The 16,699-nt window shown below is 71.8% G+C and carries 15 protein-coding genes; all 15 read left to right on the top strand.

The window, feature by feature from the left end; translation table 11 throughout:
• The first annotated feature begins 62 nt into the window (after positions 1 to 62).
• A complete protein-coding gene (locus ABXJ56_RS04975) occupies positions 63 to 3,860 on the top strand; it encodes a proline dehydrogenase family protein (protein WP_353998612.1) in 3,798 nt (1,265 codons plus the stop codon).
• A gap of 127 nt (positions 3,861 to 3,987) precedes the next feature.
• Entirely contained in the window at positions 3,988 to 4,416 is a 429-nt protein-coding gene (locus ABXJ56_RS04970; protein ID WP_053547048.1) for a hypothetical protein, read from the top strand.
• Positions 4,416 to 4,631 carry a helix-turn-helix transcriptional regulator gene (locus tag ABXJ56_RS04965; protein ID WP_053547049.1) on the top strand — a complete coding sequence of 72 codons (216 nt, stop codon included), beginning with the start codon at positions 4,416 to 4,418 and terminating at the stop codon, positions 4,629 to 4,631. The genes ABXJ56_RS04970 and ABXJ56_RS04965 overlap by 1 nt, the downstream gene beginning before the upstream one ends.
• 3 nt (positions 4,632 to 4,634) lie before the next feature.
• Positions 4,635 to 5,621 (top strand): NAD(P)-dependent alcohol dehydrogenase, encoded by a 987-nt coding sequence (locus ABXJ56_RS04960; protein ID WP_353998611.1) that lies wholly within the window; start codon positions 4,635 to 4,637, stop codon positions 5,619 to 5,621.
• A gap of 174 nt (positions 5,622 to 5,795) precedes the next feature.
• The gene (gene ddaH / locus ABXJ56_RS04955) at positions 5,796 to 6,671 is read left to right on the top strand and encodes a dimethylargininase (RefSeq protein ID WP_353999964.1); all 876 of its coding nucleotides are present in this window, start codon (positions 5,796 to 5,798) and stop codon (positions 6,669 to 6,671) included.
• A complete protein-coding gene (rocD, locus tag ABXJ56_RS04950; RefSeq protein ID WP_353998610.1) occupies positions 6,668 to 7,891 on the top strand; it encodes an ornithine--oxo-acid transaminase in 1,224 nt (407 codons plus the stop codon). The genes ddaH and rocD overlap by 4 nt, the downstream gene beginning before the upstream one ends.
• Before the next feature lie 228 nt (positions 7,892 to 8,119).
• Complete coding sequence (locus tag ABXJ56_RS04945; protein WP_353998609.1) at positions 8,120 to 9,319, top strand: substrate-binding domain-containing protein; 1,200 nt, start codon at positions 8,120 to 8,122, stop codon at positions 9,317 to 9,319.
• Positions 9,320 to 9,343: 24 nt separating this feature from the next.
• Positions 9,344 to 10,108, top strand: coding sequence for an ABC transporter ATP-binding protein (locus ABXJ56_RS04940; protein WP_353998608.1), 765 nt, complete (start codon positions 9,344 to 9,346; stop codon positions 10,106 to 10,108).
• On the top strand, positions 10,105 to 10,824 hold the full coding sequence (locus ABXJ56_RS04935) for an ABC transporter ATP-binding protein (protein WP_353998607.1): 720 nt from the start codon (positions 10,105 to 10,107) through the stop codon (positions 10,822 to 10,824). Before ABXJ56_RS04940 ends, ABXJ56_RS04935 begins: the two co-directional genes overlap by 4 nt.
• Positions 10,821 to 11,696, top strand: coding sequence for a branched-chain amino acid ABC transporter permease (locus ABXJ56_RS04930; protein ID WP_353998606.1), 876 nt, complete (start codon positions 10,821 to 10,823; stop codon positions 11,694 to 11,696). Before ABXJ56_RS04935 ends, ABXJ56_RS04930 begins: the two co-directional genes overlap by 4 nt.
• Positions 11,693 to 12,826: a branched-chain amino acid ABC transporter permease gene (locus ABXJ56_RS04925; protein WP_353998605.1), complete on the top strand. Its 1,134-nt coding sequence runs from the start codon at positions 11,693 to 11,695 to the stop codon at positions 12,824 to 12,826. The genes ABXJ56_RS04930 and ABXJ56_RS04925 overlap by 4 nt, the downstream gene beginning before the upstream one ends.
• The gene (locus tag ABXJ56_RS04920; protein ID WP_353998604.1) at positions 12,823 to 14,376 is read left to right on the top strand and encodes a class I adenylate-forming enzyme family protein; all 1,554 of its coding nucleotides are present in this window, start codon (positions 12,823 to 12,825) and stop codon (positions 14,374 to 14,376) included. The genes ABXJ56_RS04925 and ABXJ56_RS04920 overlap by 4 nt, the downstream gene beginning before the upstream one ends.
• A complete protein-coding gene (locus ABXJ56_RS04915) occupies positions 14,363 to 15,037 on the top strand; it encodes a TetR/AcrR family transcriptional regulator (RefSeq protein WP_353998603.1) in 675 nt (224 codons plus the stop codon). Before ABXJ56_RS04920 ends, ABXJ56_RS04915 begins: the two co-directional genes overlap by 14 nt.
• Positions 15,034 to 15,783 carry a 3-hydroxybutyrate dehydrogenase gene (locus ABXJ56_RS04910; RefSeq protein ID WP_353998602.1) on the top strand — a complete coding sequence of 250 codons (750 nt, stop codon included), beginning with the start codon at positions 15,034 to 15,036 and terminating at the stop codon, positions 15,781 to 15,783. The genes ABXJ56_RS04915 and ABXJ56_RS04910 overlap by 4 nt, the downstream gene beginning before the upstream one ends.
• Positions 15,780 to 16,688: an alpha/beta fold hydrolase gene (locus ABXJ56_RS04905; RefSeq protein ID WP_353998601.1), complete on the top strand. Its 909-nt coding sequence runs from the start codon at positions 15,780 to 15,782 to the stop codon at positions 16,686 to 16,688. Before ABXJ56_RS04910 ends, ABXJ56_RS04905 begins: the two co-directional genes overlap by 4 nt.
• Positions 16,689 to 16,699 lie beyond the last annotated feature (11 nt).

The raw sequence follows: 16,699 nt of genomic DNA, 5'->3' as shown, positions 1-16,699 counted from the left end.
TCGGCCGGGAGGTGTGATGAGGTGGGGTCTGTCCCCGAGTCCTCCGCGGAAGGAGAGCGCCTGTGTCGTCCGACGCCGTGTCCACGAACGAGGTCGTCGCTCTGGCGGAGAGGTGGGTGCGCGAGGCCGCGGAGGCGGTCGTGGACCCCGCCGCCGCGCGACTCGCCGGAGTGCTGAAGGACCCGCGAGGTCTGCCCTTCACGATGGGCTTCGTCGACGGTGTGATGCGCCCCGAGAGTCTCGGGGCCGCGGCATCGCGCCTCCATCAGGTGGCTCCGCTCGTGCCGGACTTCCTGCCGTGGTACCTCCGGCAGGCGGTGCGCGCCGGCGGCGTGGTCGCTCCCGTGCTCCCGGCGCCCGTGGTGCCGATCGCGCGGAGGGTGCTGCGCGAGATGGTCGGGCACCTCGTCATCGACGCGCGGCCCGAGAAGCTCGGGCCCGCGATCGCGGAGCTGCGCGCCTCCGGCGCACGTCTGAACCTCAATCTCCTCGGAGAGGCAGTGCTCGGCGAGGGCGAGGCACGACGCCGACTCGACGGCATCCACGAGCTGATCCGGCGCGACGACGTCGACTACGTCTCGGTGAAGGTGTCGGCCATCGTCAGCCACATCTCGATGTGGGCCTTCTCCGAGACGGTCGACACGGTCGTCGAGCGCCTCCTGCCCCTCTATCTGAGTGCGGCGGAGGACGGCACTTTCATCAACCTCGACATGGAGGAGTACCGCGATCTCGACCTCACGATCGCGGTGTTCACCCGTCTGCTGGAGGATCCGAGGCTGGCGGACCTCGAGGCCGGGATCGTGCTCCAGGCCTATCTGCCGGACGCCCTCGGCGCGCTGGCGGAGCTGTCGGCATGGGCGAAGACGCGCGTCGCGGCGGGCGGCGCCCGCATCAAGGTCCGGCTGGTCAAGGGCGCGAACCTCGCCATGGAGCGGGTGGATGCCGTCCTCCACGGCTGGACCCCGGCCCCCCACGCGTCCAAGCTCGACACCGATGCGAACTACCTGCGGTGCCTGCGCTACCTCTTCGACCCGGCGCGGACCGCGGCGGTGCGGGTCGGCGTCGCCGGACACAACCTCTTCGACATCGCCTACGCCTGGTTGCTCGCGGGCGAGCGCGGGGTCCGCGACGACATCGAGTTCGAGATGCTCCTCGGGATGGCGCAGGGCCAGGTCGAGGCCGTCCGCCGGGAGGTCGGCCCGGTGCTCCTCTACGTCCCGGTCGTCCGTCCCGACGAATTCGACGTGGCCATCAGCTATCTCGTCCGTCGACTCGAGGAGAACGCCTCGAGCGAGAACTTCCTCTCCGCCGCCTTCGACCTCGCCGATGACCCCGCCCTGTTCGCCCGTGAGCGCGAGCGGTTCGAGGCCTCTCTGGTGCGGGCCGACGACGAGGCCCTCCCTGTCGGACCCGCGCGCCGCCAGGACCGCGGGACCGAGGCCATGTCCGTCCCCGCCGATGCCGATGCCGATGCCGGTGAAGAACGCGGGACGGATGCGGTCTCCGCGGCCGTTCCGGCCACCGACAGGCCCCTGGATCCCGCCGGTTTGACGCAGGTCGTCCTGGGGATCTCGCGCGGAGCCGCGGCGGACCCGGGGGAGACGGCGCCGGTCGTGCCGGTCGGCGCCGAGCTGATGTTCGGCGGCGAGGCGTTCGTGGAGACCGCGGTGTTCTCCGAGCGCGAATCCGGCGGGTCGACCGCCGGCGCCCCCGGCTTCCGCAACACCCCCGACACCGACCCGGCGCTTCCCGCCAACCGGGAGTGGGCCGATGCGGTCCTCGCCCGTGTCGCCACCTCGCGGGCGGGCGACGACACCGTCGCTGCCGCGCGCGTCGACGACGCCGCCGACCTCGAGGCGACGATCGCGCGGGTGCGCGACGCCGGCGCGTCGTGGGGGGCGCTCCCGGCGACCGAACGGGCGGAGGTCCTCGTGCGCGCCGCGCGGGAGCTCGAGGCGCGTCGCGGCCTCCTCATCGAGGTCGCCGCGAGCGAGACGGGGAAGGTGTTCGCCGAGGCGGATGTCGAGGTGAGCGAAGCGGTCGACTTCGCCGCGTACTACGCCGCGACCGCCCGCGAACTCGACCGGGTCAGCGGTGCGGTGTTCGTGCCGTCGCGTCTGACGGTCGTGGCGCCGCCGTGGAATTTCCCGCTCGCCATCCCGGCCGGCGGCGTTCTCGCCGCGCTCGCCGCGGGATCGGCTGTGGTGTTCAAGCCCGCGCCCCAGGCGCGACGCTGCGCCGCCGTGATCGCCGAGGCGCTCTGGGCGGCGGGCATCCCGCGCGATGTGCTCGCGCTGGTGGATCTCGACGAGGCGGAGCTCGGACAGACCCTCATCGCCCACCCCGAGGTCGACCGGGTGATCCTCACCGGATCGTTCGAGACCGCGGCGCTGTTCCGGTCGTGGCGCCCGGACCTCCCGCTCCTCGCCGAGACGAGCGGCAAGAACGCCATGATCGTCATGCCCTCGGCCGACCTCGACCTCGCCGTCGGCGATCTCGTCAAGAGCGCCTTCGGCCACGCGGGCCAGAAGTGCTCGGCGGCGTCGCTCGCGATCCTCGTGGGGCCCGTCGCGCGGTCGCGCCGGTTCCTCCGTCAGCTCGAGGACGCCACGCGCTCCCTCCGCGTGGGGCCGCCGACGGATCCCCGGAGCGAGATGGGTCCCGTCATCGAGCCGCCGCACGGCAAGCTCGACTGGGCTCTGCGCACCCTCGACGAGGGCGAGAAGTGGCTGGTCCGGCCGACGCTCCGCCCGCCCGTCGATCTCGACGGCGGCTATGCCGGGCGCCTGTGGACACCCGGCATCCGCACGAATGTCCGGCCGGGGTCGCGGTTCCACCTCGAGGAGTTCTTCGGTCCGGTCCTCGGTCTCATGCACGCCTCGAACCTGGACAAGGCGATCGAGCTGCAGAACGCGGTCGAGTACGGGCTCACCGCCGGGCTCTACACGCAGGATGCCCGCGACCTCCGCCGCTGGTTGGAGAGCGTCGAGGCGGGGAACCTCTACGTCAACCGCGGCATCACCGGCGCGATCGTGCAGCGTCAGCCGTTCGGCGGCTGGAAGCGCTCGTCCGTGGGCGCGGGCGCGAAGGCCGGCGGTCCGAACTACCTCGTGGGTCTCGGTTCGTGGCGTGCGACATCCGGCGGGCCGGCGTCGACCACCCTGCACCTGCGCGGGCTCGACTCGCGCATCACGACGCTCATCGAGGCGGCCCAGCCGTCGCTGGACTACCCCTCCTTCGAGTGGCTCCGCCGCGCCGCCCTGTCGGACGCGATCTGGTGGGACCGCGAGTTCGGACGCGTGAAGGACGTGTCGGGGCTCGGCGTCGAGCGGAACCTCTTCCGGTACCGGCCGGTCGCCCGCATCGGCATCCGGGCCGCGGGGGATGCCGCGTGGCACGCCCTGCTGCGGGTCGTCGTGGCCGGCATCCGCTGCGGGTCGGCGTTCACCGTCAGCGCTCCGGTCGGACTCCCCGCGGCGGTCCGTCGGGCGCTCGGCGATCTCGGGATCACCGTCTTCGTCGAGACCCAGGACGAATGGGTCCAGCGCACCGCCGGTCACGCCGCGGGCGAGGAGACGATCGCCGACGCCCCGGCGACGGATGCCGAAGTCGCCGTCGCGGACGCCTTCGCCGCGCCGCGTCCCGAGCGCGTGCGCCTGATCGGCTCGGCCGATGCGGTCGACGCGGCCCGGCGCGCGCTCGCGACGGCCACGGGCGGAGATCCGGACATCGCGGTCTACGGCGACGAGGTCACCACCGCGGGGCGGCTCGAGCTCCTGCCCTTCCTGCGCGAGCAGTCGGTCACGATCACCGCGCACCGCTTCGGCACCCCCGACTCCTGGAGCGCCGACGTGATCTGACCCGCCGCGCCCGCCGCCCACCCGCGCTGCCGTGGCGGGCGGCATCCGCATGTAAAGAATTCTTGACTAGACCCCCATCGCGGGTCTACCGTGACGGTGTCAGGTTTTCTTTACATCGGAGGTCGTCGTGGGATACGAGGAGCGCAATGCGTGGTCGGGCCTGGTGCTGTCGATCATCGCGGTGGGGATCTACACGGCGCTGCTGTTCGCGGCCGCCGCGGGCGGACCGGTGTCGCAGGTCGACTGGGTGCCGCTGATGCTCTGGACGATCGGCCTCGGCATCGTCGCCGCCATCGTCGTGAGCACCGCCTGGGGTCTCCTCATCCGGCGACGCGACGGCGCCGTGGTCAGCGATCAGCGCGACCGCGACATCGCGCACCTGGGCTCCCGCGTCGGTCAGGCCTTCCTCGTCCTCGCCGGGCTCGTCGTGATCGTTCTGTGCGCGTTCCGGGTCGACTGGTTCTGGATCGCCCAGACGATGTTCTACGGCTTCGCGCTGTCGTCCATCGTCGGCGGCGTCGCGAGCGTCATCCTCTACCGCCGCGGACTCGTCTGATGGTCAAGCCCACCCGCGTGACCAACTCGCTGCGCGCGGTCCGCGAGGCGCAGCAGCTCACCCAGGCCGACGTCGCCCGACGCGTCGGTGTGACCCGCCAGACCCTGATCGCGATCGAGCAGGGCAAGTACTCACCCACCCTGGAACTCGCCTTCCAGCTCGCCCGGGTCTTCGGGGCGACGCTCGACGAGCTCTTCCACTACCCGGAGGACTGACGCATGACCGCACCCACTCTGCCCGCGACGATGACCGTGTGGCGCCAGGACCGCTTTGGCAGCGCCGCCGAGGTCGCCGCCCGGACCGTACCCGTGACCGCGCCCGCCGCCGGCCAGGTGCTGGTGCGGATGGAGGCGGTGTCGATCAACTCCGGAGACATCCACCTCATGCACGGCTCGCCCCGCATGGTGCGCCTCTTCTTCGGCCTCCGACGGCCCCGCGTCCGCGGACGCGGCATGGATCTCGCCGGCGTCGTCGTCGCCGTCGGCCCGGGCGTCGCCGCGCTTGCGGTGGGTGACCGCGTCGTCGGTGCTGGCACCGAGACTCTCGCCGAGTACGCCGTGGTGCCGGCGTCCCGGCTCACCCGCCTTCCGGACGACGTCGATCCGGCGGATGCCGCGTGCCTGCCGGTCGCCGGCAACACCGCCGTCACCGCCCTCGCCGGCCGCGAGCTCCGGGGGAGCCGGGTCCTCGTCGTCGGCGCGGGGGGCGGCGTCGGGACGCTCACTGTGCAACTGGCCGCCGCCCGCGGCGCCGAGGTGTGGGCGACCTGCGGGGCGCGCGCGGAGGAGACCCTCTCCGCGCTCGGGGCGGCGCGCACCGTCGACTACCGGACGGTACCGGTGGGCGACCTCCCGCGGGAGCACTTCGACCTCGTCGTGGACATCGCCGGCCTCACGCCCCTGCCGGTGCTCCGTGCGCGTCTGCGCGCGGGCGGTGTCGTCGCGCTCGTCGGCGGCGAGGGCGGCGCGGTGCTGGGGCCGATCCCGCGCCTGGTCCGCTCGCTCTTCGCGCGTCGGCGCGGGCGCCGGTTCCGCCCCGTGACCGCGACGACGAAGAGCGAGGTCACCGCCGAGCTCGTCGACCTCCTCTCCCGCGGCATCCTCACCCCCGTCATCCAGCGGCGCGTGCCGCTGTCGGATGCCGCGACCGCCCTCGCCCACGTCGAGGAGGGTCACACCGTCGGCAAGGTCGTCGTCCTCGCCTGAGACGGCGGCGTCGCCGACGGCGGCGACGTCGTCAGGGTGCGCGGGGGAGGGCGTGCGAGAATGATCCCCGGCGTGCCCGGGTCGATGGTCTCCGACCCCGCCGGGCCTCGAGGACAGCGTCCGCCATCCCCTCCGCCGAGGAGCGAAATGACCACTGGACACCAGACGCCGACCATGCCCGCTGCCACCGCCGCGGCATCCGAAAGCACGGAGCGCGTGCAGCAGCACCGCCGGTACCTCATGTGCCGGCCCGAGCACTTCACCGTCACCTACTCGATCAACCCCTGGATGGAGCCGGCGAAGCCGACCGACACCGCCAAGGCCGTCGCCCAGTGGCAGACGCTCTACGACACCTACCTCGCGCTCGGCCACGAGGTCGAGCTGATCGATCCGATCCCGGGGCTCCCCGACATGGTCTACACCGCCAACGGCGGATTCGTCATCGACGGCGTCGCCTACGGGGCCCGCTTCCGCTTCCCCGAGCGCGCGCCCGAGGGGCCGGCGTTCATGGAGTGGTTCGGCGCGCAGGGCTTCGACGTCGTCGACCCGGTCGAGGTCAACGAGGGCGAGGGCGACTTCCTCCTCGTCGGCGACACGATCCTCGCCGGCACCGGCTTCCGCTCCACCGGCGACAGCCACCGGGAGCTCCGCGAGGTGTTCGGCAAGGAGGTCGTGAGCCTCACACTCACCGACCCGCGCTTCTACCACCTGGACACGGCGATCTCGGTCCTCGACCCCGTCGAGGGCCCGGGCGGCGTGGAGCGGGCGAACATCGCCTACCTCCCCGGCGCGTTCGACGCCGAGAGCCGTCGCGTGCTCGAGGAGCGCTATCCCGACGCGATCCAGGTCGCGGATGCCGACGGTGCGGTGTTCGGGCTGAACTCGGCCAGCGATGGGCGGAACGTCATCATCTCGCCGCGCGCGACCGGATTCGAGGCGCAGCTGCGCGAGCGCGGCTACACCCCGATCATGGTCGATCTCTCCGAGCTCCTCCTCGGCGGGGGCGGCATCAAGTGCTGCACGCTGGAGCTCCGCGGAGCGGAATCATGAGCTTGCCGACCGTCGGCGAGGCCTCGTCGGCCGCGGTCATCGCGGCCGAGGACGCGCACGTCGCGCACAACTACCACCCGCTGCCCGTCGTCGTCGCGCGCGGCGAGGGCGCCTGGGTCACCGACATCGAGGGCAAGCGCTACCTGGATCTCCTGGCGGCGTACTCCGCGGTGAACTTCGGTCACTGCCACCCGGCGATCGTCGCCGCGGCCCAGGAGCAGCTCTCGCGCGTGACCCTCACCAGCCGCGCGTTCCACAACGACCGGCTCGGCGCCTTCGCCGCGGCGCTGGCGGACCTGTGCGGAAAAGACATGGTGCTGCCGATGAACACCGGCGCCGAGGCGGTCGAGACCGGCATCAAGGTCGCCCGCGCGTGGGGCTATCGCGTGAAGGGCATCCCCGCGGACCGGGCGACCATCGTCGTGGCGAGCGACAACTTCCACGGCCGGACCACCACGATCGTGGGCTTCAGCGACGACCCGCAGGCCCGCGGCGACTTCGGCCCCTACGCGCCCGGCTTCGTCACCGTGCCCTTCGGCGACGCCGCCGCCCTCGACGCAGCGATCGACGACACCACCGCGGCGGTGCTGCTCGAGCCCATCCAGGGCGAGGCGGGCGTCATCATCCCGCCCGAGGGTTACCTCCGCGCCGTCCGTGAGATCACCGCACGCCACGGTGTGCTGATGATCGCCGACGAGATCCAGTCCGGCCTCGGTCGGGTCGGCACGACCTTCGCCTGCCAGCGCGAAGACGTCGTGCCCGATGTCTACCTGCTCGGCAAGGCGCTCGGCGGCGGCATCCTCCCCGTCTCCGCAGTGGTCGCCGACCGCGACGTGCTCGGGATCATCCACCCCGGCGAGCACGGCTCGACCTTCGGCGGCAACCCTCTCGCCGCCGCGGTCGGCACCCGCGTGGTCGAGATGCTCGCGACGGGCGAGTTCCAGACCCGCGCGGCCGCGCTCGGCGAGCACCTCGAGGCGAAGCTCGGCGAGCTCGTCGGCTCCGGGGTCACCGGCATCCGTGTGGCGGGACTCTGGGCGGGCGTCGACATCGACCCGGCTCGCGGCACCGGCCGTGAGATCGCGGAGAAGCTCCTCGGCCGCGGTGTCCTGGTGAAGGACACGCACGGACAGACGATCCGCATCGCGCCGCCGCTGGTCATCCGCGCGACCGAGCTCGACTGGGCCGTCGAGCAGCTCCGGCACGTCCTCGCCGCCTGAGTCGACCGCCGCTCACCGACTCGGTCCGCGCCGCCGCGGGTCTTCTCTCTCCGCACCTGTCCAGCGTGGGTGCGCCACCGACGTCCCGCGCGCCCGCCCGACGCGTGCGCGCGGGCGACGTTCCGTGCCGACGCGCGCGCGGATTGACACCGCGCCCGGGACGCCCCATGATTGAAGAGACCTGAATCGGGTCTCATGTCTTGCTTTCAAAGGTGAAAGGGAAGTGCCATGCGCGTTCCGAAGAAGCTGTTCCTGGGGTCCGTGGTCGCCACGGCCGCCCTCGCACTCGCGGCGTGCGCGCCGAGCTCGGCGATGCCCGGGGGCGACGGTGGCGACGCGGGGCCCGAGTCCGTCTCCGTCGGCGTGATCACGAGCGAGACCGGCCCTCTGGCCGGCTACGGCGAGCAGTACCTCGACGGTTTCCGTGCGGGTCTCGACTACGCGACCGACGGCACCGGCGAGGTCGACGGCATCGCGCTGGACATCGTCTACCGCGACGACGCGGGCGATCCCGACACGGCCGTCACGATCGCCAAGGAGCTCATCGGCGACGGTGTCAGCATCCTGGCCGGCAGCGCTTCTTCGGGCGTCGCCCTGGCGCTCGCCGAGCAGGCCGCGCAGAACCAGGTGCTCTTCCTCTCCGGACCGGCTGCCGCCGACGCCGTCACCGGTATCAACGAGTACACGTTCCGCACCGGCCGCCAGTCCGCGCAGGACGTGGCGACCGCCGGCGGCTTCCTCGAGGACATCGAGGGCAAGAAGGTCACGGTCTTCGCGCAGAACAACGCCTTCGGTCAGGGCAACGAGGCCGCCGTCTCGGCGATCCTCGGCGGCATGGGTGCCGAGGTGGACAGCGTGCTCGTGGCCGAGGACGTGACGGAGTTCACCCCCTTCGCGCAGCAGGTGCTCTCCGGCGCCCCCGACCTCGTGTTCGTGGCCTGGGCTGGAGCCACCTCCGGTGCGATGTGGCAGGCGATGAGTCAGCAGGGCGTGCTCGACGACATCCCGGTCGTGACCGGGCTCGGTGACGCCGCCACGTTCGGCGCCTACGGGGAGGCCTCCGAGCAGATCAGCTTCCTCAACCACTACTTCGCCGGCGCCCCCGACAACGCGGTGAACGACGCGATGGTCGACGCGGTCGAGGCGGAGGGCGGCACGCCGGACCTCTTCACCCCGGACGGCTTCGTCGCGGCGCTCATGCTCGTGCAGGCCGTGAGGGAGGGCCAGGGAGACGTCGACGCGATGATCGACGCGCTCGAGGGATGGACGTTCGACGGTCCGAAGGGCGAGACCACGGTCCGCGCGAGCGATCACGCGCTCCTCCAGGAGATGTACCAGGTGAAGCTCGTCACGGAGGACGGCGCGCTCGTCCCCGAGCTCGTCGGCACGGTGGACGCCGAGTCGGTCGCCCCGGCCGAAGCCCCGTGATCTGATCGGCCACCGAGGAGCATCATGAACGCCCCCGTCCCGTCCGCGCTCCGTGTCGAGGGCCTCGGCCTGCAGATCGGCGGCGCGACCATCCTGCAGGACGTCGACCTCGACGTCCCCGCCGGCAGCCTCGTCGGGGTCATCGGCCCCAACGGCGCCGGGAAGACCACCCTGTTCAACATCCTCTCCGGGATCGCGCGCCCGACGGCGGGCCGTGTCCTCATGGGTGGTCAGGACATCACCGGCCTGTCCGTTCCCCAGCGGGCGAGGGCGGGACTGGGGCGCACCTTCCAGACCTCGAGCCTGTTCCCGCGACTGAGCGTGCTCGAGAACGTGCGGCTCGCCGCGCAGGTCACCCGGGGCGGCAGCTACTCCCTGCTGCGCTTCCCCCGTCCGACGGATGCCGCCATCGCGACGGCGCGGGAGAAGCTCGCCCTCGTCGGTCTCGAGCACAAGCGCGACACCGCCGCCGGCGACATCTCGCACGGCGACAAGCGCAAACTCGAGATCGCGGTGCTCCTCGCCACGGACGCCTCCATCGTGCTGCTCGACGAGCCGATGGCGGGTGTCGGCTCCGGCGACGTGTCCGGTCTCGTCGACACCATCCGGCGGATGCAGAGCGAGACCGGCGCCACCGTCCTCATGGTCGAGCACCATATCGACGTCCTCATGGGTCTCGTCGACCGGGTCGCCGTCATGTACGCCGGCTCGATCATCGCCTTCGACACCCCGCAGCGGATCATGGAGAACCCCACCGTGCAGAGCGCCTACCTCGGAACCGCCGCATGAGCGCCGCCGTCGAGCCCATCCTCACCGTGGAGCACCTGTCCGCCTCGATCGCCGGACAGCAGGTCGTCCAGGATGTGTCCTTCTCGGTCCCCTCCGTCGGCATCACCGCCGTCCTCGGCCGCAACGGCGTGGGCAAGACCTCCACACTCCGCGGCATCCTCGGCCTCATCTCGCGGCGAGGGGTCGTGACCCTCGCCGGCGAGCGGATCGACGCCCTCCCGACCCACCGGATCGTGCAGCGCGGCGTCGGCTACGTACCCGAGGATCGCGAAGTCTTCGCCAAGCTCACCGTCGCCGAGAACCTCGCCCTCGCCGAGCGCGCCAAGAACCCGAGGCGGGAGTTCGTCGCCGAGCTCTTCCCCGATCTCGTGGCGCGCCGGGGTCAGATGGCGGGCACGCTCTCCGGTGGTCAGCAGCAGATGGTCTCCGTCGCCCGCGCGCTGCTCAACGACAACCGGATCCTCCTCGTCGACGAGCCCACGAAGGGCCTCGCGCCGAAGATCGTCGCCCAGGTGGCCGATGCGCTCCGGGAGGCGGCCAAGACCGTGCCGATCCTCCTCGTGGAGCAGAACCTCGAGGTCGTCCGGCACCTGGCGGACGAGGCCGTCGTCATCGCCGGCGGTCAGGTCGTCCACACGGGGACCGCCGCGTCGATCCTCGATGACCGGGCGCTCACCATGCGCCTGCTCGGCGTCAGCGGGGAGGTGCACGCGTGAGCGGCCTCGTCCTCATCCTCATCACCGGCGTCGGCCTCGGCGCACTGTACTTCCTGGTCGCGTCGGGGCTGAGCCTCATCTACGGCCTCATGCACGTCCTCAACTTCGCGCACGGCGCCTTCCTCACCCTCAGCGCATTCATCGGCTGGCAGGTGGCGCAGGCGCTCGGCACCGACTCGTGGGGATCATTCCTCGCCTCGGTCGTCGTCGGCGCAGCGGTCGGCGCCGCCTTCGCGACGCTCACCGAGCTCGTCCTCATCCGGCCGCTGTACGAGCGTCACATCGAACAGGTGCTCATCACCGTCGGTCTCTCGTTCGCCGCCGTCGCGCTGTTCGAGGGCATCTGGGGCACCGATCCGATCAACATCAGCGGTCCCGGGTGGCTGCGGGGCACCACCGAGGTCCTCGGCGCCCGCATCCCGAACACCTACTGGGTGCTCATGGTCGCTGCCGTCCTGGTGCTCGCCGCACTCGTGCTGTTCCTGCAGAAGACGCGCTACGGCATGATCATCCGCGCCGGCGTCGAGAACCGCTCGATGGTGACCGCGCTCGGCATCGACGTGCGCCGCTCGTTCACCCTGGTGTTCGCGATCGGCGGAGCGGCGGCCGGCATCGGCGGCGTGCTCGCGATGCACTACTTCACCTTCGTCTCCGCGCACCTCGGCTCGACGCTGCTCATCTTCGCGTTCATCGTGACCGTCATCGGCGGGCTCGGCTCGCTCACCGGCGCCGCGATCGCCTCCGTCGTCGTGGCGGTGCTCCAGCAGTTCGCCAACTTCTACCTCGACGGCACGGGCGACTTCATCGTCGTCGCCCTTCTCGCCGTCGTCCTGCTGGTCCGGCCGCGAGGCATCCTCGGGAGGAAAGCATGACCACCACGACCGGTGTCCCCACCCTCGTCCGCGGCCGCCTCGGCGCGGTGCTCCCCTTCGTCGTCGGCGGCGTGCTCGTCGTCGTCATGGCCGTGCTGCCGCTCCTGAACATCTCCGTTCCCGGCATCCTGCCCGGCCCGACCTATTCGCCGGGCACGCTCGCGCTGCTCTCGCTGTGCCTCGTCTTCGCCGCGCTCGCCCTCTCCTACAACCTGCTGCTCGGCACTTCCGGGATGCTGTCGTTCGGGCACGCCCTCTACTTCGGCGCGGGCGCCTACGGCCTCGGGGTCGCGCTGCGCTTCCTCGAGGTGCCGCTGTGGCCCGGCATCCTCATCGCGCTTCTCGGCGGGCTCGTGATCGCCCTCATCACCGGCAGCGTCGCGATGCGGGTGAACGGCATCCCGTTCGCGATGGTCACCCTCGCCTTCGCGCAGGCGGGATCGGTGCTGGTCCGCCGTAACCAGCAGATCACGGGCGGCGAGGAGGGGCTTCGCCTGCCGGTCGAGCACGTGCCCGACTGGCTCGTCGGGGTCGCGAACACCCGCAACCTCTACTGGTTCACACTCGTGGTGCTGGTCGTGGTCTACCTCGTGGTGCTGTGGGTGGATCGCTCCCGTCTCGGCCACCTGGCCCAGGCCACGCGCGAGAACGAGCTGCGGGTCCAGGTGCTGGGGCTTCACCCGTACCGCGCGAAGCTGGTCGTCTTCGTCGTCGCCGCGGGCTGCGCGTCGCTGTCGGGCATCGCCTACATGCTGCTGCAGTCGGGCACCCAGCCGAGTGCGGTGGGCGCCGACCTCACCATCACGGTCCTGGTGATGGTGGTCCTCGGTGGCGTCGGGTTCCGGTGGGGTGCCATCGTAGGCGGTGTGCTCTACACGATCCTCGACCAGCGATTGACGGTGCTCGCGCGGGCCGATTGGATTCAGGACCTGCCGGGAATCCTGCGGGTGCCGCTGTCCGAGCCGCTCTTCCTGCTCGGCGTGCTGTTCATCCTCGTCGTGCTGTTCCTCCCCGGCGGCATCGCCGGCACCGTCGACGCGGCCGTGCGCCGTCGCCGCGGCGAGCGGACGCGGTCGGAGCTCGGCCGCATGGACGACTCCAGCGAGACCCCCGCGGAGGCGAGGGCGTGACCAGCGGCGACGGGGCCCACACGCTCGGGCGCTGGCTGCCCGAGCGAGCCGCCGTGTCCGGGGCGCGTGTCGCGGTCGACGACCGGGGCGTGACCATCACCTACGCGATGCTCGAGGCGCGCGCCGGCGCTCTCGCCGACACCCTGCGCCGTGCCGGGTACGGGCCGGGCGATCGTGTCGCCACCCTGTCGGGCAACTCCATCGACCACATCGTCGTCTTCTTCGCCTGCGCCCGGCTCGGTCTCGCGCTGGTTCCCCTGTCGTGGCGTCTGACGCCGGCCGAGCTCGCGGCGCTGATCTCCCGGACCGATCCCGCGCTCCTCCTCATCGACGAGGAGCACGTCGCCCTCGGCCGGGAGACGAGCGAGCGGACGCCGCGGACCATCCCGACCGCGACGCTCGGCCCGACGGGGGTCGAGCAGCGCGCACCCGTCCGCCGAGGGGGCACCGCGGCGTCGCGACCCGTCCGCGACGACGACCCGCTGCTGATCATCTTCACCTCGGGCAGCGAGGCGGCCCCGAAGGGCGTCGTGCTCAGTCACGCCTCGTGCTTCTGGACGAACCTCTCCCTCGCGGGTGCCGTCCAGCTCACCGAGAGCGACGTCGTGCTGTCGATGCTGCCCCAGTTCCACGTCGCGAGCTGGAACGTGCAGCCGCTCCTGGCCTGGTGGAGCGGGGCGACCGTCGTCCTCGAACGCACCTTCCAGCCGGCGCGCGTGCTGCAGCTCATCGCCGAGCGCCGCGTGACGGCCATGATGGGCGTCCCGACGCAGTACCGGATGCTGGCCGACGACGCCGGGTTCGCGGCATCCGACCTGTCCTCCCTCCGGCACGCCTTCGTCGGCGGTGCCACCATCGACCCGTCGCTCGCCGAGGGCTGGGCCGCCCGCGGCGTCCCGCTCGTCCAGGGCTACGGTCTCACCGAAGCCGGACCGAACGTGCTGCACCTTCCGGCGGCGGAGGCCGCCACCCGGCCCGGGACGGTGGGGCGCCCCTACCGGCACGTCGAGACACGCGTCGTCGACCACGCCTCCGGTCTCACGCTGGAGGGGCCGGCCACCGGCGAGCTGTGGGTGCGGGGCCCCGGGATGTTCTCCGGCTACCTCGATGACCCCGCAGCGACGGCGCGCGCGCGAAGCGACGGATGGCTGCGTACCGGCGATCTCGTCCACCGCGGCGAGGACGGGGTGTTCCGCGTCGTCGACCGGATCAAGGAGATCTTCATCACCGGCGGGGAGAACGTCGCCCCCGCCGAGATCGAGCAGGTCCTCGCGGCTCACCCCGGCGTGGCGGCGGTCGCGGTGGTCGGTGCGCCCGACCCGGTCTGGGGGGAGCGCGGCGTGGCGTTCGTCGTCCGAGCAGACGGCGCCGCCCTGGGCTCCGACGAGCTCGACGCGCACGCCCGCGCCGTCCTCGCCGCGTACAAGGTGCCGGTCCGGTTCGTCTTCGTCGACGACCTGCCCCGCACCGCTCTCGACAAGCCCGCCCGTTCCGTCCTGCGCGCCCGCGCCCGGACTCTCGTCGAGGAGGACGCCCATGAGCGTCGCTGACCCCCACATCGACCCACGCCCCCTCTCCGCGGCCGGCAAGCCGCTGACCTCGCGGGGCGAGGCGACACGTGGCAGGATCCTCGCCGCGGCCGAGCACGTGTTCGCCGAACTGGGCTATCACGAGGCATCCATCGTGAAGATCACAGAGCACGCGGGCATCGGGCTCGGAACCTTTTACCTGTACTTCGACGGCAAGCAGCAGGTCTTCGAGGAGCTCGTCATCGACCTCAACCGCCGTGTGCGCCGATCGATGGCGGAGGCGATGGCGGGCGCGACGGATCGCATCAGCGCCGAGCGCGCCGGATTCGAGGGGTTCTTCCGCTTCACCGCCGCCCACCCCGCGCTCTACCGTGTCGTCCGAGAGGCGGAGTTCGTCTCGCCGGAGACCCTCCGGCTGCACTACACGCGCATCGTCGAGGGGTACGAGTCGGGGCTGCGCGCCGCGCAGGCCGAGGGCGATGTCGACCCGGCGCTCGATCCCGAGGTGACCGCGTGGGCGCTGATGGGCGCCGGCGAACTGATCGGCATGCGCTATCTGCTGTGGGAGCGGGACGCCGACGGCGCGCCGCCCGCCGAGATGCCGGCATCCGTCGTCGAGGACATGGCCCGCTTCATCCGCAACGCCCTCTCGCCCCGCGCCCGCACGGAAGGACCCGCATGACACAGGACCTGGAGGGCCGTCGCGCCCTCGTCACCGGCGGCGCGAGCGGCATCGGCCTCGCCTGTGCCGAGGAATTCGCCCGTCGCGGCGCGCACGTCACCATCGCCGACCGAAACGCGGATGCCGCGCACACCGCGGCCGAACGGGTCGGCGGCGAGGCGTGGGTCGTCGACCTCTCCGACACGGTCGCGCAGGAGGACCTCGTCCTCGAGGTCGACATCCTCGTGAACAACGCCGGCATCCAGAAGGTCGCGCCGATCCACGAGTACGACCCCGAGACCTTCCGCTTCATCCACCGGCTGATGGTCGAGTCGCCGTTCCTGCTCGTGCGCGCGGCCCTCCCGCACATGTACACCCGCGGGTGGGGACGGGTCATCAACGTCTCCAGTGCGCACGGACTGCGGGCGAGCCCGTTCAAGGCCGCCTACGTCTCGGCGAAGCACGCGCTGGAAGGGCTCTCCAAGGTGACGGCACTCGAAGGCGCCCCGCACGGCGTCACGAGCAACTGCATCAATCCCGGCTACGTCCGCACCCCGCTCGTCGAGCAGCAGATCGCCGACCAGGCGAGGATCCACGGCATCCCCGAGGAGGAGGTCGTCGAGCAGATCATGCTCACCGAATCGGCGGTCAAGCGGCTCGTCGCGCCGGAAGAGGTCGCCTCCCTCGCCGGCTGGCTGGCGACGGATGCCGCGGGCATGATGACCGGGGCGAGCCTCGCCATGGACGGCGGATGGACCGCGCGATGACCGATTCGATGACCGGCACCGTGGCCCATCGCACCGTCGAGGTCCCTGTGCGCGGCGGCGCACTCACCGTCGGGATCTGGGGACCCGACGACCCGGATGCGCCGACCGTCGTCCTCATCCACGGGATCACGGCCTCGCACCTGGCCTGGAGCCACACCGCAGCCCACCTCCCCGGCGTCCGTCTCGTCGCGCCCGATCTCCGCGGGCGTGGCCGGAGCAACGTCGTGAGCGGTCCCGCCGGAATGGCCGCGCACGCCGATGATCTCGCGGCCGTCTTCGCGCACCTCGATCTGCGACCCGGCATCGTGGTCGGGCACTCGATGGGCGCGTTCGTGGCCGTCGCCCTTGCGCATCGTCATCCGGAACTCGTCACCCGCCTCGTCCTCGTGGACGGAGGGCTGCCGCTGGCGACCCCTCCGGGCCTGACCGCGGACGAGCTCGTCGCCGCGATCCTCGGCCCGACGGCCCAGCGGCTGCGGATGCGCTTCGCCGGCCCCGAGGCGTACCTCGACTTCTGGCGGCCGCATCCGGCCTTCCGCCAGGTGTGGGACGACATCATCGAGGCGTACTTCGCGTATGACCTCGTCCCGGACGGCGACGCCTTCCGTCCGGCCACGAGCTACGCCACCACCGTGGAGGACACGGTCGACCTCAACGGCGGATCCACGACGATGATCGACGCCCTGGCGGGGCTCGGGCATCCGACCACGTTCGTGACGGTGCCGCGCGGCCTGCAGGACGAGGTGCCGGGGCTCTACCCGCCGACGCATCTCGCGACGGTGCGGGACGCGCATCCGGGAGTCGCGCACGAGGAGTGGGACGGGTTCAACCACTACACCGTCGTGATGTCGGATGCCGGTGGCCGGCGGATCGCCGAGCACCTGCGGGGCGAGCTGAAGCGCTGAGGCCTCGACCC

Source organism: Microbacterium aurantiacum (assembly GCF_040532595.1).
Taxonomy (GTDB): domain Bacteria; phylum Actinomycetota; class Actinomycetes; order Actinomycetales; family Microbacteriaceae; genus Microbacterium; species Microbacterium chocolatum_B.
The sequence above is the reverse complement of the archived record's forward strand: the minus strand, read 5'-3'. Positions and strand labels throughout refer to the sequence as shown.